The organism is Micromonospora sp. NPDC049151 (assembly GCF_040648395.1).
Classification (GTDB): domain Bacteria; phylum Actinomycetota; class Actinomycetes; order Mycobacteriales; family Micromonosporaceae; genus Micromonospora.
On sequence record NZ_JBEZDP010000015.1, the window covers coordinates 1 to 17,624 of the forward strand.

General features: G+C 70.2%; 26 protein-coding genes. 25 read left to right on the forward strand and 1 reads right to left on the reverse strand.

Going from position 1 to position 17,624, the window contains the following annotated elements; translation table 11 throughout:
* Window positions 1–9 precede the first annotated feature (9 nt).
* The 22 genes from rplN to truA all read left to right on the forward strand — a co-directional run bounded on the left by rplN (window position 10) and on the right by truA (window position 12,905).
* The gene (gene rplN / locus AB0B20_RS18330; protein ID WP_007073026.1) at window positions 10–378 is read left to right on the forward strand and encodes a 50S ribosomal protein L14; all 369 of its coding nucleotides are present in this window, start codon (window positions 10–12) and stop codon (window positions 376–378) included.
* Window positions 375–695, forward strand: coding sequence for a 50S ribosomal protein L24 (gene rplX / locus AB0B20_RS18335; protein WP_013288626.1), 321 nt, complete (start codon window positions 375–377; stop codon window positions 693–695). The genes rplN and rplX overlap by 4 nt, the downstream gene beginning before the upstream one ends.
* The gene (gene rplE, locus AB0B20_RS18340; RefSeq protein ID WP_013288625.1) at window positions 695–1,264 is read left to right on the forward strand and encodes a 50S ribosomal protein L5; all 570 of its coding nucleotides are present in this window, start codon (window positions 695–697) and stop codon (window positions 1,262–1,264) included. Before rplX ends, rplE begins: the two co-directional genes overlap by 1 nt.
* 1 nt (window position 1,265) lies before the next feature.
* A complete protein-coding gene (locus AB0B20_RS18345) occupies window positions 1,266–1,451 on the forward strand; it encodes a type Z 30S ribosomal protein S14 (protein WP_007073023.1) in 186 nt (61 codons plus the stop codon).
* A 98-nt stretch (window positions 1,452–1,549) separates the two neighbouring features.
* Window positions 1,550–1,957 carry a 30S ribosomal protein S8 gene (gene rpsH, locus AB0B20_RS18350; RefSeq protein ID WP_013288624.1) on the forward strand — a complete coding sequence of 136 codons (408 nt, stop codon included), beginning with the start codon at window positions 1,550–1,552 and terminating at the stop codon, window positions 1,955–1,957.
* 16 nt (window positions 1,958–1,973) lie between these two features.
* Complete coding sequence (gene rplF, locus AB0B20_RS18355) at window positions 1,974–2,516, forward strand: 50S ribosomal protein L6 (protein WP_018784558.1); 543 nt, start codon at window positions 1,974–1,976, stop codon at window positions 2,514–2,516.
* Window positions 2,513–2,902: a 50S ribosomal protein L18 gene (rplR, locus tag AB0B20_RS18360; RefSeq protein ID WP_357383547.1), complete on the forward strand. Its 390-nt coding sequence runs from the start codon at window positions 2,513–2,515 to the stop codon at window positions 2,900–2,902. The genes rplF and rplR overlap by 4 nt, the downstream gene beginning before the upstream one ends.
* A gap of 33 nt (window positions 2,903–2,935) precedes the next feature.
* Window positions 2,936–3,550 (forward strand): 30S ribosomal protein S5, encoded by a 615-nt coding sequence (rpsE, locus tag AB0B20_RS18365; protein ID WP_013288621.1) that lies wholly within the window; start codon window positions 2,936–2,938, stop codon window positions 3,548–3,550.
* Window positions 3,550–3,732: a 50S ribosomal protein L30 gene (gene rpmD / locus AB0B20_RS18370; RefSeq protein ID WP_013473693.1), complete on the forward strand. Its 183-nt coding sequence runs from the start codon at window positions 3,550–3,552 to the stop codon at window positions 3,730–3,732. Before rpsE ends, rpmD begins: the two co-directional genes overlap by 1 nt.
* On the forward strand, window positions 3,732–4,175 hold the full coding sequence (rplO, locus tag AB0B20_RS18375) for a 50S ribosomal protein L15 (protein ID WP_018784561.1): 444 nt from the start codon (window positions 3,732–3,734) through the stop codon (window positions 4,173–4,175). The genes rpmD and rplO overlap by 1 nt, the downstream gene beginning before the upstream one ends.
* Window positions 4,176–4,411: 236 nt before the next feature.
* Window positions 4,412–5,740, forward strand: a complete 1,329-nt coding sequence (gene secY / locus AB0B20_RS18380; RefSeq protein WP_357383550.1) for a preprotein translocase subunit SecY — start codon at window positions 4,412–4,414, stop codon at window positions 5,738–5,740.
* A complete protein-coding gene (locus AB0B20_RS18385; RefSeq protein ID WP_030501603.1) occupies window positions 5,741–6,394 on the forward strand; it encodes an adenylate kinase in 654 nt (217 codons plus the stop codon).
* Between the two features lie 97 nt (window positions 6,395–6,491).
* A complete protein-coding gene (gene map / locus AB0B20_RS18390) occupies window positions 6,492–7,346 on the forward strand; it encodes a type I methionyl aminopeptidase (protein ID WP_357383552.1) in 855 nt (284 codons plus the stop codon).
* Between the two features lie 91 nt (window positions 7,347–7,437).
* Window positions 7,438–7,971, forward strand: coding sequence for a DUF1707 domain-containing protein (locus tag AB0B20_RS18395; protein ID WP_357472040.1), 534 nt, complete (start codon window positions 7,438–7,440; stop codon window positions 7,969–7,971).
* A gap of 232 nt (window positions 7,972–8,203) precedes the next feature.
* A complete protein-coding gene (gene infA / locus AB0B20_RS18400) occupies window positions 8,204–8,425 on the forward strand; it encodes a translation initiation factor IF-1 (protein WP_007073013.1) in 222 nt (73 codons plus the stop codon).
* 92 nt (window positions 8,426–8,517) lie between these two features.
* Window positions 8,518–8,631 (forward strand): 50S ribosomal protein L36, encoded by a 114-nt coding sequence (gene rpmJ / locus AB0B20_RS18405; protein ID WP_012184307.1) that lies wholly within the window; start codon window positions 8,518–8,520, stop codon window positions 8,629–8,631.
* A gap of 209 nt (window positions 8,632–8,840) precedes the next feature.
* Complete coding sequence (gene rpsM / locus AB0B20_RS18410; protein ID WP_013288614.1) at window positions 8,841–9,221, forward strand: 30S ribosomal protein S13; 381 nt, start codon at window positions 8,841–8,843, stop codon at window positions 9,219–9,221.
* An 18-nt stretch (window positions 9,222–9,239) separates the two neighbouring features.
* Window positions 9,240–9,647, forward strand: coding sequence for a 30S ribosomal protein S11 (gene rpsK / locus AB0B20_RS18415; protein WP_013288613.1), 408 nt, complete (start codon window positions 9,240–9,242; stop codon window positions 9,645–9,647).
* A 14-nt stretch (window positions 9,648–9,661) separates the two neighbouring features.
* Window positions 9,662–10,288, forward strand: a complete 627-nt coding sequence (gene rpsD / locus AB0B20_RS18420) for a 30S ribosomal protein S4 (RefSeq protein ID WP_073828936.1) — start codon at window positions 9,662–9,664, stop codon at window positions 10,286–10,288.
* 95 nt (window positions 10,289–10,383) lie between these two features.
* Window positions 10,384–11,406: a DNA-directed RNA polymerase subunit alpha gene (locus AB0B20_RS18425; protein ID WP_007073009.1), complete on the forward strand. Its 1,023-nt coding sequence runs from the start codon at window positions 10,384–10,386 to the stop codon at window positions 11,404–11,406.
* 34 nt (window positions 11,407–11,440) lie between these two features.
* Entirely contained in the window at window positions 11,441–12,001 is a 561-nt protein-coding gene (gene rplQ, locus AB0B20_RS18430; protein WP_013288611.1) for a 50S ribosomal protein L17, read from the forward strand.
* Window positions 12,002–12,071: 70 nt separating this feature from the next.
* Window positions 12,072–12,905: a tRNA pseudouridine(38-40) synthase TruA gene (truA, locus tag AB0B20_RS18435; protein ID WP_357471888.1), complete on the forward strand. Its 834-nt coding sequence runs from the start codon at window positions 12,072–12,074 to the stop codon at window positions 12,903–12,905.
* 7 nt (window positions 12,906–12,912) lie between these two features.
* On the opposite strand, the gene AB0B20_RS18440 is transcribed toward truA, so the two are convergent.
* A complete protein-coding gene (locus tag AB0B20_RS18440; RefSeq protein ID WP_357471891.1) occupies window positions 12,913–14,118 on the reverse strand; it encodes a hypothetical protein in 1,206 nt (401 codons plus the stop codon).
* 125 nt (window positions 14,119–14,243) lie between these two features.
* Between AB0B20_RS18440 and AB0B20_RS18445 the strand changes: the two genes are divergently transcribed.
* Genes AB0B20_RS18445 through AB0B20_RS18455 form a run of 3 tightly spaced genes read left to right on the forward strand, consistent with a single transcriptional unit; the run spans window position 14,244 to window position 17,572 of the window.
* On the forward strand, window positions 14,244–14,849 hold the full coding sequence (locus tag AB0B20_RS18445; RefSeq protein WP_357471894.1) for a methyltransferase: 606 nt from the start codon (window positions 14,244–14,246) through the stop codon (window positions 14,847–14,849).
* A 41-nt stretch (window positions 14,850–14,890) separates the two neighbouring features.
* Window positions 14,891–16,570 carry an ATP-binding cassette domain-containing protein gene (locus AB0B20_RS18450; protein ID WP_357471897.1) on the forward strand — a complete coding sequence of 560 codons (1,680 nt, stop codon included), beginning with the start codon at window positions 14,891–14,893 and terminating at the stop codon, window positions 16,568–16,570.
* A gap of 39 nt (window positions 16,571–16,609) precedes the next feature.
* Window positions 16,610–17,572: an aldo/keto reductase gene (locus AB0B20_RS18455; RefSeq protein ID WP_357471900.1), complete on the forward strand. Its 963-nt coding sequence runs from the start codon at window positions 16,610–16,612 to the stop codon at window positions 17,570–17,572.
* The last annotated feature ends 52 nt before the right edge of the window (window positions 17,573–17,624 follow it).

The window sequence follows — 17,624 nt, forward strand, 5'->3', positions numbered from 1 at the left end:
GAGATAGACGTGATTCAGCAGGAGTCGCGACTGCGCGTCGCCGACAACACGGGTGCCCGGGAGATCCTGTGCATCCGGGTGCTCGGCGGCTCCGGTCGGCGCTACGCGAGCATCGGCGACGTCATCGTGGCCACCGTCAAGGACGCGATCCCCGGTGCCGGTGTGAAGAAGGGCGACGTCGTCAAGGCCGTCGTCGTTCGGACCGCCAAGGAGAAGCGGCGGCCGGACGGGTCGTACATCCGCTTCGACGAGAACGCCGCCGTCATCATCAAGGACGGTGGGGACCCGCGCGGTACCCGCATCTTCGGCCCGGTGGGCCGGGAGCTGCGGGACAAGCGGTTCATGAAGATCATCTCTCTCGCGCCGGAGGTGTTGTGACCGTGAAGGTCAAGAAGGGCGACACGGTCGTCGTCATCGCCGGCAAGGACAAGGGTGCCAAGGGCAAGGTCATCGCGGCCTACCCGCGGCAGGACAAGGTCCTGGTCGAGGGCGTGAACCGGGTCAAGAAGCACACCCGCATCAGCACCACCCAGCGTGGCGCCAAGACCGGTGGCATCGTCACCCAGGAGGCCCCGATCCACGTCTCGAACGTGATGGTCCTGGACTCCGACGGCAAGCCGACCCGCGTCGGCTACCGGATCGACGACAACGGCCAGAAGGTCCGCATCGCGCGTAGCACCGGTAAGGACCTCTGATGACCACGGCTACCGAAACCAAGACCCTGCCGCGCCTCAAGGAGCGGTACCGCAACGAGATCGTGGGCGAGCTGCAGAAGCAGTTCGAGTTCGCCAACCCGATGCAGGTGCCGCGGCTGGTCAAGATCGTCGTCAACATGGGTGTCGGCGAGGCCGCTCGCGACGCCAAGCTGATCGACGGGGCCGTCCGCGACCTGGCCACCATCACCGGCCAGAAGCCGCAGGTCCGGCGGGCCACCAAGTCCATCGCGCAGTTCAAGCTCCGCGAGGGCATGCCGATCGGCGCGAAGGTCACCCTCCGCGGCGACCGGATGTGGGAGTTCCTGGACCGGCTGCTCTCGATCGCGCTGCCGCGTATCCGTGACTTCCGCGGCCTGGACGGGCGCAAGCTCGACGGGCACGGCAACTACACGTTCGGTCTGACCGAGCAGTCGGTGTTCCACGAGATCGACCAGGACAAGATCGATCGCCAGCGGGGCATGGACATCACGGTGGTCACGACCGCCACGACCGACGACGAGGGCCGGGCGCTGCTCAAGCTCCTGGGCTTCCCGTTCAAGGAGAACTGAGATGGCCAAGAAGGCGCTGATCCTCAAGGCGGCCGCGAAGCCGAAGTTCTCGGTTCGCGCGTACACCCGCTGCCAGCGGTGCGGGCGTCCGAAGGCGGTCTACCGCAAGTTCGGTCTCTGCCGGGTGTGCATCCGGGAGATGGCCCACCGCGGTGAGCTGCCCGGCGTGTCCAAGGCTTCCTGGTAATAGCCCGGCGCGCTCCGGCGCGTCAGCTGAACTGTCTCTTCGCCGTAGGCCCCGGGCCTGGCCCGGGGAACCCCGGCGAGAAAGGTTGACGAGTTTTCATGACGATGACCGACCCGATCGCAGACATGCTCACGCGTCTGCGTAACGCCAACCAGGCGTACCACGACCGGGTGACGATGCCGTACTCGAAGATCAAGGCGAACATCGCCGAGGTCCTCAAGGCCGAGGGCTACATCGCCACCTGGTCGGTCGAGGAGCCCGAGGAGGGCGCCGTCGGCAAGCGACTGGTCGTCGAGCTGAAGTACGGCCAGAACCGCGAGCGGAGCCTGGCCGGCATCAAGCGCGTGTCCAAGCCCGGCCTCCGGGTGTACGCCAAGTCGGACGGGCTCCCGCGGGTGCTCGGTGGACTGGGCGTGGCGATCATTTCGACGTCCCAGGGGCTGCTCACCGACCGGCAGGCCCGCAAGCGGAGCGTTGGCGGGGAAGTCCTCGCCTTCGTCTGGTAACGGGAGACAGGTAGAAATGTCGCGTATTGGACGTAAGTCGATCCCGGTACCTGCCGGCGTCGACATCACGATCGACGGCCGGACCGTCAAGGTCAAGGGCCCCAAGGGCGAGCTGAGCCACGTGCTGGCCGAGCCGATCACGGCGGAGCGGGGCGAGGACGGCGAGCTGCACGTCAACCGGCCCAACGACGAGCGCAAGGCCAAGGAGCTGCACGGCCTGAGCCGTACGCTGGTGGCCAACATGATCGTCGGGGTCACCGAGGGCTACCGCAAGAGCCTGGAGATCGCCGGCACCGGTTACCGCGTGACCGCCAAGGGCAAGGACCTGGAGTTCGCGCTCGGGTTCTCGCACCCGGTCCTCGTGCCGGCGCCGGACGGCATCACCTTCACCGTCGAGAAGCCGACGCTGTTCCACGTCGCCGGCATCGACAAGCAGCAGGTCGGTGAGGTCGCCGCCAACATCCGGAAGATCCGTCCGCCGGAGCCCTACAAGGGCAAGGGCGTGAAGTACCAGGGCGAGGTCATCCGCCGCAAGGCTGGAAAGGCAGGTAAGAAGTGAGCGCCACGCTGCTCAAGCGCCGCCGCGGCGTCGCCGCCAAGCGTGCCGTCGGGCGTGCGCGTCGGCACTTCCGGGTCCGCAAGAACGTCAGCGGCACCGCCGACCGTCCCCGCCTCGTCGTCACCCGCTCCCTGCGGCACATGGTGGCCCAGGTCGTGGACGACACCAAGGGTCACACCCTGGCGTCGGCCTCGACCATGGACGCCTCGCTGCGCGGCGCCGAGGGCGACAAGAGCGCCCTGGCCGGCAAGGTCGGCGCCCTGCTCGCCGAGCGTGCCAAGGCCGCCGGCGTCTCGAAGGTCGTCTTCGACCGCGGTGGCAACCGGTACGCGGGGCGTGTCGCCGCGCTCGCCGACGCCGCCCGCGAAGCCGGGCTCGAGTTCTAGAAACCCCGTCACGAGAGAGAAGGAAGGCTGCTGATGCCAGGTCAACAGCGCCGTGGCGGCGGGTCCGGTGGCAACGAGGGTGGTCGCCGCGACAACCGCCGTGAGGGCGGCCGCGGAAACGCGCCCGTCGAGAAGACCCCGCACCTCGAGCGGGTCGTCGCGATCAACCGCGTCGCCAAGGTCGTGAAGGGTGGTCGTCGCTTCAGCTTCACCGCCCTCGTGATCGTGGGCGACGGCGACGGCACCGTCGGTGTGGGCTACGGAAAGGCCAAGGAGGTGCCCGCGGCGATCGCCAAGGGTGTCGAGGAGGCCAAGAAGCACTTCTTCAAGGTGCCGCGGATCGGCCAGTCGATCCCGCACCCGGTCACGGGCGAGGACGCCGCCGGTGTGGTGCTGCTCAAGCCGGCCTCCGCCGGTACGGGTGTCATCGCCGGTGGCCCGGTGCGTGCCGTGCTGGAGTGCGCGGGCATCCACGACGTGCTCTCCAAGAGCCTCGGCTCGTCCAACCCGATCAACATCGTGCACGCCACGGTGGCGGCCCTGAAGGGGCTCGAGTCCCCGGAGCAGGTCGCGGCCCGTCGTGGTCTGCCGGTCGAGGACGTCGCGCCGGCCGCCATGCTGGCGTCGCGGGCGGGGGTGGCGTCCTGATGGCACGCCTGAAGGTCACCCAGGTCCGGTCCGAGATCGGGACCAAGAAGAACCAGCGTGACTCGCTGCGTTCGCTCGGTCTCAAGCGGATCAACGACGTGGTGGTCAAGGAGGACCGGCCGGAGATCCGCGGCATGATCTTCACGGTCAACCACCTCGTGAAGGTCGAGGAGGTCGAGTAATGACGATCAAGGTGCACCACCTGCGTCCGGCTCCGGGTGCCAAGACCGACAAGACCCGTGTGGGTCGCGGTGAGGGCTCGAAGGGCAAGACCGCCGGTCGCGGTACCAAGGGTTCCAAGGCCCGGAAGAACATCTCGCCGGCGTTCGAGGGTGGGCAGATGCCCATCCACATGCGCCTGCCGAAGATGAAGGGCTTCAAGAACAAGTTCAAGGTCGTGTTCCAGGTGGTCAACCTGGACCGGCTGGCCGAGCTGTTCCCGAACGGCGGCCAGGTCGGCCCGGTCGAGCTGGTCGAGGCCGGCGCGGTCCGCAAGGGTCACCCGGTCAAGGTGCTCGGCACGGGCGACCTCGGTGGCGTGTCTCTCCAGGTCTCGGCGCACGCGTTCAGCGCGTCGGCCAAGGAGAAGATCACCGCCGCCGGTGGCTCGGTCACGGAGCTGTAAGGCGATGTCCACGGCGCCCGCTCAGTTGTTCGCAACTGGGCGGGCGCCATGGTCTACCGGCCACGTGTGCGCCGGGTAACATCGGATTCGGTTTATGTAGCCGGGCACATCTGCCCGGACCGGGGCCGGGCTGTTAGAGTCCGTTCCCAGCCATGGATACCGGACACTCCGTCCGGCACCACCCCGCCCCGCCAGGGATTCGTCACCGGCGGCCCGCGTCGCGCAGGAGGAAGAAGTTGCTGTCCGCCTTTCTCAGTGCGTTCCGTACGCCTGACCTGCGCAAGAAGCTGCTGTTCACAGTAGGCATCATCGCGGTCTACCGGCTGGGCGCCACGCTGCCCAGCCCGGGCGTCTCGTACGGAAACGTGCAGAAGTGCCTCGACACGATCCAGGGCGGCAGCACTGGCGTGCTGAACCTGCTGGATCTCTTCTCCGGTGGCGCTCTGCTCCAGCTCTCGGTCTTCGCGCTGGGCATCATGCCCTACATCACCGCGTCGATCATCCTGCAGCTGCTGACGGTGGTGATCCCGCGCCTGGAGCAGCTCCGCAAGGAGGGCCAGGCCGGGCAGGCCAAGATCACGCAGTACACCCGCTACCTGACGCTGGGCCTGGGCATCCTCCAGTCCTCGGCGTTCGTGGCGCTGGCCCGCTCCGGGCAGCTGTTCAACAACCAGTGCGACCAGTTCCCGATCGTGCCCAAGGGCACCGGCATCCCGGACTGGCTGACGCTGACCATCCTGGTCATGACCATGACCGCCGGCACCGGCGTGGTGATGTGGCTGGGTGAGCTGATCACCGACCGGGGCGTCGGCAACGGCATGTCCGTGCTGATCTTCACCTCGATCGCGGCCCGGCTCCCCAGCGAGGGCTGGAAGATCAAGACCACGAAGGGCTGGGGGATGTTCCTCCTGGTCATCGCCCTGGTCCTGCTGGTCATCACCGCTGTCACCTTCATCGAGCAGGCACAGCGCCGGATCCCGGTGCAGTACGCCAAGCGCATGATCGGCCGGCGGATGTACGGCGGCACGTCCACCTACATCCCGCTCAAGGTGAACCAGGCCGGCGTCATCCCGGTCATCTTCGCCTCGTCGCTGCTCTACCTGCCTCAGCTCGCGCTGCAGTTCTTCGATCAGAACGACCCGGGCAAGGTCCAGGCGTGGATCCAGAACCACATCGTGAAGGCGAGCGCGCCGGAGCACATCGCGATCTACTTCCTGCTGATCATCTTCTTCACGTACTTCTACGTGTCGATCACGTTCAACCCGACCGAGGTCGCGGACAACATGAAGAAGTACGGCGGCTTCGTGCCGGGCATCCGCCCCGGCAAGCCGACCGCCGAGTACCTCGACTTCATCCTCAGCCGGATCACCCTGCCGGGTGCGCTCTACCTGGGCATCGTCGCTATCCTGCCGAACTTCTTCTTCATCTGGCTGGACAACCAGCAGTTCCAGAACTTCCCGTTCGGCGGCACCGCTGTGCTCATCATGGTCGGCGTCGGTCTGGAGACCGTGAAGCAGATCGAGAGCCAACTCATGCAGCGGAACTACGAAGGGTTCCTGCGGTAGATGCGACTCGTTCTGGTTGGCCCGCCGGGCGCGGGCAAAGGCACACAGGCGGAGTTCATCGCCGCGCACCTCTCGGTGCCGAAGATCTCGACCGGTGACATATTCCGGGCGAACGTCTCCCAGGGCACGCCGCTGGGCGTCGAGGCCAAGCGCTACATGGACGCGGGCAAGCTGGTCCCGGACGAGGTCACCATCAACATGGTGCGGGACCGGCTCGCCGAGCCGGACGCGAGCGAGGGCTTCCTGCTCGACGGCTTCCCGCGGACCACGCCGCAGGCCGCCGCGCTGGACAAGCTCCTCGCCGACCTCGGCACCGCGCTGGACCTGGTGCTGGAGCTCGTCGTCGACGACGACGAGGTGATCCGGCGGCTGTCCGGCCGGCGTACCTGCCGGGGCTGCGGCAAGATCTGGCACGTCGAGTTTGACGCGACCAGCCGGGAGGGCATCTGCGACCGCTGCGGCGCGGAGCTGTTCCAGCGGGACGACGACAAGCCGGAGACCATCGCGGCCCGGCTGCGGGAGTACGCCGAGAAGACCGCGCCGCTGGTCGACTACTACGGCGCCCAGGGCAAGCTGGTCGGCATCGACGCGACCGGCCCGGTGGAGGACGTCACCGTCCGCGCCATCGACGCGCTGCGTTCGTACGGCGGCTGAGGTCCCACCCACCACCCGACGGATAGAGTGCGAGCAGCGGGGTACGTGCGACGTGCCCCGCTGCTCCGCGTACGCGCGACGAAAGGTAATCACCACCATGCGCCGTCCCCAGCTGGACATCCAGCTGAAGACCCCCGAGCAGATCGAGCTGATGCGGGCCGCCGGTCTGGTCGTCGCCCGTGCCCTGCGCCGGATGCGGGAGGCGGTGGCGCCGGGCGTGTCGACGGCTGACCTGGACGCGATCGCCGAGTCGACCATCCGCGAGGCGGGTGCCGTGCCCTCGTTCAAGGGCTACCACGGCTTCCCGGCGTCGATCTGCTCCTCGGTCAACCAGCAGGTGGTGCACGCCATCCCGTCGCCCCAGCAGGTGCTGCGCGAGGGCGACCTGATCTCGATCGACTGCGGGGCGGTGCTGGACGGCTGGCACGGCGACGCGGCGGTCACGGTGCCGGTCGGCGAGGTCGACCCGGCCCTGCTGCGGATGACGGCGGTGGCCGAGGACGCCATGTGGGCCGGGATCGCCGCCGCGGCGCGTGGTGCGGCCTCCGGCAAGGGGCGGCTCACCGACATCTCCCACGCGGTCGAGAGCGCGGTCCGCAAGGGCGGCCGGTACGGCATCGTCGACGGCTACGGCGGCCACGGCATCGGCACCGAGATGCACCAGGACCCGCACGTGCTCAACCACGGGCGTCCCGGCAAGGGCCCGCGCCTCGTGCCGGGCATGGCGCTCGCGATCGAGCCGATGATCACGATGGGTTCGCCGCGTACCGTCGAACTGTCCGACGGCTGGACCGTGGTGACCCGGGACGGGTCGATGGCGGTGCACGTCGAGCACTCGATGGCGTTGCTTGACGACGGCGTGTGGGTGCTGACCGCCGAGGACGGCGGCCGGGCCCGCCTGGGCGACCTGGTGACCGCGCGGCAGACCTCCGTCGACTCCCCGGCCGCCTGACCGGCGGGTTTCGCCCGCCCGCGTGGCGGGGCACGCCGTGCCTGGCTGGCGGTCGGATGCCATGCTTGCTCCCATGGAGGAGCGCAACCGGATGCGAGCGGCCGACGTGGATCGGGAGGCCACCGCGGAGCAACTCCGGGCGGCGCTTAACGAGGGCCGGCTCGACCTGCACGAGTACGACGAGCGGCTGCGCCGGACGTACGCGTCGAAGACCTACGGCGAGCTGGACGAGCTGCTGACCGATCTGCCCGGCACCGGGCCGGCGGGGCGTCCCCTGCCGGTGCCCCGCGCGGCCGGGGAGAGCGCCGTGACGCCCCCGCGGGCCGCCCCGGCCCCGGTGGACCCGGGCGGTGCGCGCGGCGCCTGGCTGCTGGGGCTCTGGGGGCCCTGGCTGAAGGTGGGCCTGATCCTCACCGCGATCTGGTTCGTGTCCCAGCTCGGTGAGGGTGAGTTCGACGACTACTGGCCGCTCTGGGTGCTCGGCCCGTGGGGCGCCGTGGTGCTCTACCAGACCGCGCAGGGGCTCGCCACCGGGGTGCCGGAGCGGGACGCCGAGCGCAGGCGGCGCAAGCGGGTCGAACGGGATGCCCGGCGAGCGGCGAAGCGGGAGCTGCCCGACGCGTGACCTGCGTCATATCTGAGTCGTCCGGGTGACCGTCGCGCCGGTCGGTTTGGCGAGCGCGTGCGGGTCGGCGTACACTTTCAGATCGGCGCACAGCGTCCACTCCGCCATGCCCACCCTGCGCTTCGGTGGGAGTCGGAGCCGCGGCTGGCGCGGGTTTTCTGATCTTGGTCAGTTCACCCGTGTAAGACGTTGTGGGCCGTCCGGAGCAACCGACGTCAGGACAGCGGAGTACATGCCGAAAAAAGACGGAGCCATCGAGATCGAGGGTCGGGTCATCGAGCCCCTGCCGAACGCCATGTTCCGGGTGGAGCTCGCGAACGGCCACAAGGTGCTGGCTCACATCAGCGGCAAGATGCGGCAGCACTACATCCGCATCCTGCCGGAGGACCGGGTCGTCGTCGAACTCTCGCCGTACGACCTGACCCGCGGGCGCATCGTCTACCGCTACAAGTAAGCCTGACGGCGGCCGGGACGTTCCCGTGTCCGTCTTCGACGTCCGGGTCGCGCTGCGTCGCGTCTCCGGGCCAGATGGGAAGTAAGGCAACCGTGAAGGTCAAGCCGAGCGTCAAGAGGATCTGCAACAAGTGCCGGGTGATCCGCCGGCACGGCCGGGTCATGGTCATCTGCACCGACCCGCGCCACAAGCAGCGCCAGGGCTGACGCCCCACACATCACCAACTCGCCCCAGCCGCGGTTGGTACGCAGTGCGTACCCCTCGTGGTTGACCCCCGGTCGGAGGCCGGGGCCCGCTCGGGCAGCGACCGGTCCCGGTCGCCGGCGTCGTCGACGCCGGAAGGACAGGGACGGTCGGTAGCGGGGTGGGGCGGGTCCACACCTCCGCCACAACATCACGAGGAGTACGCCCGCACATGGCACGTCTAGTCGGCGTGGATCTCCCCCGCGAGAAGCGGATGGAGATCGCGCTCACCTACATCTTCGGGGTCGGTCGCACCCGCGCCCTGGAGACGCTCGCCGCGACCGGCATCTCGCCGGACAAGCGCGTTCGGGACCTCACGGACGAGGAGCTCGTCGAGCTCCGGAACCACATCGAGGGCAACTACAAGGTTGAGGGTGACCTGCGCCGCGAGGTCGCCGCTGACATCCGCCGCAAGGTCGAGATCGGCTGCTACGCCGGTATCCGGCACCGCCGTGGTCTGCCCGTGCGTGGCCAGCGCACCAAGACCAACGCGCGGACCCGGAAGGGCCCGAAGCGGACCGTGGCCGGCAAGAAGAAGCCCGGCAAGAAGTAACTAGGAGCGCACAGACTTATGCCACCGAAGGCTCGTGCCGGAGCCGCCGTCAAGAAGGTCCGGCGCAAGGAACGCAAGAACGTCGCCCACGGGCAGGCGCACATCAAGAGCACCTTCAACAACACCATCGTGTCCATCACGGACCCGACCGGTGCGGTCATCTCCTGGGCCTCGTCCGGCCAGGTGGGCTTCAAGGGCTCCCGCAAGTCGACTCCGTTCGCCGCGCAGCTCGCCGCCGAGGCCGCCGCGCGCCGCGCGATGGAGCACGGCATGCGCAAGGTCGACGTGTTCGTCAAGGGTCCCGGCTCCGGCCGGGAGACCGCCATCCGTTCGCTGCAGGCAGTGGGCCTCGAGGTCGGGCAGATCTCCGACGTCACGCCGCAGCCGCACAACGGTTGCCGTCCGCCGAAGCGTCGCCGGGTCTGAGAGGTTAGAGAGAGATGGCTCGTTACACCGGTGCTGACTGCCGCCGTTGCCGGCGGGAGAAGATGAAGCTGTTCCTCAAGGGCAGCAAGTGCGATGGCCCGAAGTGCCCGTTCGAGTCCCGGCCGTTCCCGCCCGGGCAGCACGGCCGCGGCCGCACGAAGGAGACGGAGTACCTGCTCCAGCTCCGTGAGAAGCAGAAGGCCCGTCGTGTCTACGGCGTGCTGGAGAAGCAGTTCCGCGGCTACTACGAAGAGGCCGTGAGCAAGGAAGCTAAGACCGGTGAGGTCCTGCTGCAGATCCTCGAGTCGCGGCTGGACAACGTGGTCTACCGGGCCGGCTACGCCAAGTCCCGGGACATGGCCCGTCAGCTGGTCAAGCACGGTCACTTCACGGTGAACGGCAAGAAGGTCGACATCCCGTCGTACCGCGTCAAGGAGCACGACATCGTCGAGGTGCGTGCGAAGAGCAAGGAGCTCACCCCGTTCCTCGTGGCGCAGGGTGAGGCCGGCTCGCGGACCGTTCCGGCGTGGCTGGAGGCGATCCCGAGCCAGATGAAGATCCTCGTGCACTCGCTCCCGGCCCGCCAGGTGATCGACACCCAGGTCCAGGAGCAGCTGATCGTCGAGCTCTACTCCAAGTAAGGGCTCGTTGCGGTGGCCCGTCCTCCGGGGCGGGCCACCGGAACAGTTGTGTCGTGGGCGTCAAATAGCGGGCGCCCCGGAAGAGAAGAGAAAAGATGCTCATCAGCCAGCGACCGTCTCTCTCCGAAGAGTCGATCAACGAGACCCGCTCCCGGTTCACCATCGAGCCGCTGGAGCCCGGCTTCGGTTACACCCTGGGCAACTCGCTGCGGCGTACGCTGCTGTCGTCCATCCCGGGTGCGGCTGTCACCTCGATCAAGATCGACGGTGTGCTGCACGAGTTCACCACGATCCCCGGGGTCAAGGAGGACGTGGTCGAGCTCGTCATGAACATCAAGGAGCTGTGCGTCAGCTCCGAGCACGACGAGCCGGTCAGCATGTACCTGCGCAAGCAGGGCCCGGGCGACGTGACCGCCGGTGACATCCAGCCCCCGGCCGGTGTCTCGGTGCACAACCCGGACCTGAAGCTCGCCACCCTCAACGGCAAGGGCCGGCTCGACATGGAGCTGACCGTCGAGCGGGGGCGCGGCTACGTCACGGCGGCGCAGAACAAGCAGGCGGGTGCCGAGATCGGCCGGATCCCGGTCGACTCGATCTACTCGCCGGTGCTCAAGGTGACGTACCGGGTCGAGGCGACCCGTGTCGAGCAGCGGACCGACTTCGACCGGCTGATCATCGACGTCGAGACCAAGCCGTCGATGGGCCCGCGTACCGCGCTGGCCTCGGCCGGCTCGACGCTGGTGGAGCTGTTCGGGCTCGCCCGCGAGCTGGACGAGACGGCCGAGGGCATCGACATCGGGCCGTCCCCGCAGGACGCCCAGCTGGCTGCGGACCTGGCCCTGCCGATCGAGGAGCTGGACCTGACCGTCCGCTCCTACAACTGCCTCAAGCGCGAGGGCATCAACTCCGTTGGTGAGCTCATCGGGCGTACCGAGGCCGACCTCCTCGACATCCGCAACTTCGGTCAGAAGTCGATCGACGAGGTCAAGATGAAGCTCGCCGGGATGGGCCTGGGGCTGAAGGACTCGGCTCCGAACTTCGACCCGGCGCACGTCGTGGACGCCTTCGGCGAGGCCGACTACGACACCGACGACTACCGCGAGACCGAGCAGCTCTAGTCCGCGCTGCCGCCACACCTGAGGAGCACCAAGCATGCCCACGCCCACCAAGGGCCCCCGCCTCGGCGGCAGCCCCGCGCACGAGCGGCTGATGCTGGCCAACCTGGCCACCGCGCTGTTCCAGCACGGCAAGATCCAGACCACCGAGACGAAGGCCCGGCGGCTGCGTCCGCTGGCCGAGCAGCTCATCACCAAGGCCAAGCGCGGCGACCTCGCCTCGCGCCGCCGGGTGCTGGGCGTCGTCAAGGACAAGGACGTGGTCTACGCCCTGTTCGACCAGATCGCGCCCCGGTACGCCAACCGCAACGGTGGCTACACCCGGATCGTGAAGACCGGTCCGCGCAAGGGTGACGCCGCTCCGATGGCGATCATCGAGCTGGTGGAGGAGCTTCAGGTCGCCGAGCCGAAGGCGAACAAGAAGACCGCCGCCCGCAAGGCCGCCCAGCAGGACAAGGTCGAGGCCCTGGCCCCGGCCGAGGAGACCCCGCGCTCCAGCGCCGGTGACCAGGACGCCGAGGCGCCGGTCTCCGCGTCCGGTGACACCGCCGCCGCCCGTGAGGACAGCGACGAGGCCACCGAGAACGACAAGGCCTGAGATCAGGCTCGACCGGGCCCGGCATCCCCTCGGGGGTGCCGGGCCCGTCGCCGTCGACAGGAGGTACGAGGTGGACGAGCGGACCCGGCTGCGGCTGGACGTCTCGTACGACGGCACGGACTTCTCCGGCTGGGCGCCCCAGCCGACCCGGCGCACAGTGGCCGGCGTGCTCATGCAGACGCTGGACCTGGTGCTCGGCGTGGGCACGGCCACCGGGCTGACAGTGGCCGGGCGCACCGATGCCGGGGTGCACGCCACCGGGCAGGTCTGCCACCTCGACCTGCCGACTCCCGTGTGGCGGGAGCACGAGGGGCGGCTGCTGCGCCGGCTGGCCCGGCTGCTGCCGCCGGACGTCCGGGTACGCGCGATGACCGAGGTGCCGGTCGACTTCGACGCCCGGTTCTCGGCCACGTTCCGGCGCTACGAGTACCGGGTCACCGATGCCCCGTGGGGTGCCGAGCCGCTGCGCCGCGGCGACACCCTCGCCTGGCCGAAGCCCCTGGACCTGGCGGCGCTGAACGCCTCCGCCGCCGGGCTGGTGGGCGAGCACGACTTCGCCGCGTACTGCCGACGCAAGGAGAACGCGACCACACTGCGCGAGGTGACCCGGCTGGACTGGCGGCGTGACCCGGACGGCATCCTGGTCGCCACCGTGCAGGCCGACGCGTTCTGCCAGAACATGGTGCGCAGCCTGGTCGGGGCGATGCTGGTGGCCGGCGACGGGCGGCGGCCGGTCCAGTGGCCGGCCGGTCTGCTGACCCGCCGCGAACGCTCCAGCGAGGTGACTGTGGCGCCCGCGCACGGTCTCGCCCTGGTCGCTGTGGGCTACCCGGCCGACCCGGCCGAGTACGCCCGCCGCGCCGAGGAGACCCGCCGGTTGCGGGTGCCGGTGGCCGAGGGCTGAGCGCGGCTCAGTCGGTGCCCCGCTGACCGGCGCTGTCGTCGGCCGCGTCCGCGTCGGGCTGCCCGGCCGTTCCGGCTGCCGCGCGGCGATCCAGCACACCCCGGTTCAGGTGCAGCTCGACCAGGTCGTACATGATCTCGCGGGCGGTCGCGTCGTCACTCGGGATGCGCTCGCCGTCGGCGCGGGTGACCAGGCAGTAGGCGACGTAGTGTCCGCGTACCTGCCAGGCGACCCGGGCCGCGGCCTTCTCCACCGCCTCGGTCCCGTCGCCCGCCGCCATGCCACGGAACCGTCCCTGGCGCGCGTCGAGCAGCGGCCGGATGCGGTCGCGTACCCGCTGGGCGGTGGCCACGTCGGTGAGGTTGAACAGACCGGCGGTGATCAGGTGGTCGCCGTCGGGGGAGCGGAGCGTGCCCCGCACGACCTGGTTGCAGCCGAGCCGGACCAGCAGGTCGGCGATCTCGCCGGTGGCCGCGACCTGACACTTCGTGCTGGCCTGGGTCTTCAGCACCCGGTAGGCCGGCTTCTCGTCGGTGACCACCAGGTCCTTGACCGGGAAGACCTCCTTGGCGGTGAGCGACGCCTGGTCGGTGTCCCGGGAGTCCAGGTCGGTGCCGCCGGACGGCGTGCTCGACTCGGTCGGCTGCGGGGTGGGCTGGGCGGCGGGCGGCTCGGCGGTGCGCTCGTCCAGCAGCGCGGCGACGGCGAGCCCGGTGAGCGAGAGCAGCAGCAGCACGGCGGCGCCCCCGACGAGCGTCTGCCAGAACCGGCCGCCGCCACGGCGCTCGGCGCGCCGGGTCCGGGGCGGCTCGAAGGCGGCGGCGCGGGCGCTCGGGCCGGCCGGGATCGGCACTGTCTGCCGGTTCGCCGCGGCCGGTACGGGCGCCGGCATCGGCGGTGCGGGCTGCGGCACCGGGGAGGGCTCCCGTGGTGGCGCGGGCCGTCCGGGTGTGGGTGCCGGGGCGGGTGGCGCCGGCATCGGGGCACGGTCGTCGGCCGCCTGCTCGTCGGGGCTGCCCTGCTCGGCCGCGCCGGCCGGCGGCAGCTCGGGTTGCGCGGTGGGGCGCGGCGGCGGGGGCAGCGACGGCGTGGGGAAGCGGGAGCGTGACGGACCCGCGGGCGGGGGCGGCACGGCTGATGGCCCGTTCGGGGCCGACCCGGGCTTCGGGTACTCCAGGAAGGCGTCCTCATCGGACTCGTACCGGTACACCATGTGGCATAGAGTAGGACTGATTGTCCCTTTCAGGGGTAATATCGGGAAATTCTGGTGGAGTGGCGTCGAACCCTGCCTGTGACACCGTCGCCGGAACCGCTGCGGCCCGGTGCGAGAATGCCCGCGTGACCGGCGACCACTACTTCACCGCTGAGCCCTCGACCCCGGCCCGCCCGCGCGAGGTCGAGTTCACAGTCGCCGGGCGCGACTACACACTCGGCTCGGCCGGCGGCGTCTTCTCCGCCGACCGGCTCGACCCGGGCACCGCCGTGCTGCTGCGCAAGGCCGACCTGCCGGCCGCCGACGTCACCGGCGCGTTGCTCGACATCGGCTGCGGCCTCGGCCCGATCACCTGCGTCCTGGCCACCGTCGCGCCGAAGGCCACCGTCTGGGCCGTGGACGTCAACGAGCGCGCCCGCGCCCTCACCACAGCCAACGCGGCAAGGGTCGGCGCCGCCGACCGGGTACGCGCCGTCGCGCCGGACGACCTGCCGGACGACGTCACGTTCACCCAGATCTGGTCCAACCCGCCGATCCACATCGGCAAGCCGGAACTGCACGGCCTGCTGCGGCGCTGGCTGCCCCGGCTCGCCCCGGACGGCGTGGCCTGGCTCGTCGTCGCCCGTCACCTCGGCGGCGACTCGCTGCACCGCTGGCTGGTCGAGCAGGGCTGGTCGGTCGAACGGCACGCCAGCCAGAAGGGCTACCGGGTGCTACGGGTCACCCGGTAATCCGGTGTCGCCCACCGGTCCGGCTCGGGCAGGATGCCCGCGTGGGATACGTGGACGTGGCAGGGGCCGGGCACATCCTCCCGGACGGGCGTGAGCTGTTCAGCGACGTGTCGTTCCGGGTCGGTGAGGGCGCCAAGGTGGCACTCGTGGGCCCCAACGGCGCCGGCAAGACCACCCTGCTGCGGATGGTCGCCGGTGACCTGCCGGTGAAGACCGGCGCGATCGCCCGCTCCGGCGGGCTGGGCGTGATGCGCCAGTTCATCGGCATGATCGGGGACGAGTCCACGCTCGCCGACCTGGCGCTCTCCCTCGCCCCGCCGGCGCTGCGCGACGCCGGGCGGCGGCTCGCCGAGACCGAGGCGGCCATGCGGGCGGCCGAGGTTCGCGGCAAGTACAGCTCCGCCGCCGCCAAGACCCAGCTCGCGTACGCCGAGGCGCTCGCCGCCTGGGGTGAGACCGGCGGGTACGACGCGGAGGTCCTCTTCGACACCGTCGCCACCATCGTGCTCGACCTGCCGTGGGACAGCGCCCGGGAACGGCCCGTCCGCACGCTCTCCGGCGGCCAGCAGAAGCGCTTCGCGCTGGAGTTGCTGCTGCGCGGCCCCGACGAGGTGCTGCTGCTCGACGAGCCGGACAACTTCCTCGACGTACCCGGCAAACGCTGGCTGGAGGCGCGGCTGCGCGAGTCGGCCAAGTCCGTGCTCTACGTCTCGCACGACCGGGAACTGCTGGCGCAGACCGCCGACCGGGTCGTCGCGGTGGAGGGCGGCAGCGCCTGGGTGCACCCGGGCGGCTTCGCGAGCTGGCACTCCGCGCGGGTGGCCCGGCACGCCCGCCTCGACGAGCTGCGCAAACGCTGGGACGAGGAACACCAGAAGCTGCGCGAGCTGATGCTGATGTACAAGCAGAAGGCCGCGTACAACGACGGGATGGCGTCGCGCTACCAGGCCGCGCAGACCCGGTTGCGCAAGTTCGAGGAGGCCGGGCCGCCGCCCGTACCCCCGAAGGACCAGGACATCCGGATGCGCCTGACCGGCGGGCGGACCGGCAAGCGCGCGGTGATCGCCGAGCAGCTGGAGTTGGACGGCCTGACATACCCGTTCGACCTGGAACTCTGGTACGGCGACCGGGTGGCGGTGCTCGGTGCGAACGGCACCGGCAAGTCGCACTTCCTGCGGCTGCTGGCGCGCGGCGGCACCGACCCGGAGCCGGGCAACACGCCTGTCGACGGCGCGGGCGCGCTCGCGCCGGTCGCGCACGGCGGCGTGGTCCGGCTCGGCGCGCGGGTCCGGCCCGGGCACTTCTCGCAGACCCACGACCGGCCGGAGCTGATGGGCAAGACCCTCGTCGAGGTGCTGTGGCGCGGCGACGACCACCGGGCCGGCATGGACCGGCACGCCGCGATGGCGGCGCTGTCCCGGTACGAGCTGGCCGGTCAGGGCGACCAGCGGTTCGGCACGCTCTCCGGCGGGCAGCAGGCCCGCTTCCTGGTGCTGCTGCTGGAACTGTCCGGGGCGACGCTGCTGCTGCTCGACGAGCCGACGGACAACCTCGACCTGGCCTCGGCCGAGGCGTTGGAGGCCGGGCTGACCGCGTTCGAGGGAACGGTCGTCGCTGTCACCCACGACAGGTGGTTCACCCGTACCTTCGACCGGTTCGTGCTGTTCCGTGGCGACGGCGACGTGGTGGAGACACCGGAGCCGGTCTGGGACGTGGGCTGAGCTGCTACCCGAGGGTGGGCCCCGGGGAGCGGGCATAGGGTGGATCTCGTGAGTGAGATGACCTTCCGCCGGCTGGGCGACTCCGGGCTCGTGGTGTCCGTTGTCGGTATCGGCTGCAACAACTTCGGCCGCAAGCTCGACCTCGACGGCACCCGGGCGGTGGTGGACGCCGCGCTCGACGCCGGGATCAACTTCTTCGACACCGCCGACATCTACGGTGAGCCGCAGGGTGCCTCCGAGGAACTGCTCGGTCAGGCGCTCAAGGGCCGCCGCGACGACGTGGTGGTGGCCACCAAGTTCGGCATGGACATGAACGGCGCGAACGGGCCGGACCACGGCGCCCGGGGCGCTCGCCGCTACATCGCCCGCGCCGTCGAGGCGTCGCTGCGCCGGCTCGGCACCGACCACATCGACCTGTACCAGATGCACGAGCCCGACCCGGGCACCCCGATCGACGAGACGCTGGCCGCGCTGAACGACCTGGTGACCGCCGGCAAGGTGCGCTACCTGGGCAACTCCAACTTCGCCGGGTGGCAGATCGCCGACGCCGACTGGACCGCGTCGTCGCAGGGCCGTACCCGGTTCATCTCCGCGCAGAACCACTACTCGCTGCTGGAACGCGGCGTCGAGGACGAGGTCATCCCGGCCTGCGAGCGGTTCGGCCTGGGCATGCTGCCGTTCTTCCCGCTCGCAAACGGGCTGCTCACCGGCAAGTACAAGCGGGGCGAGGCGCCCCCGGCCGGTAGCCGGCTGGCCGGTGGCGGCCGGTACGCCGAACGGCTGGCCGCCGCGCGCTGGGACGTCATCGAGGCGATCGAGGCGTACGCGGCCGAGCGCGGCATCAGCATGCTCCAGGTGGCCATCGGCGGCCTGGCCGCCCGTCCCGCCGTAACGTCGGTGATCGCCGGCGCGACGACCCCAGAGCAGGTGAAGTCCAACGCCGAGGCGGGAACCTGGCAGCCCTCAGACGAGGACCTGGAGGCCCTGGACGCCATCCTCTGACGCCCGCCCCACCGTCCGCGCGTCGATCTTGCAGTTTCTGCCCCTCGGGTGC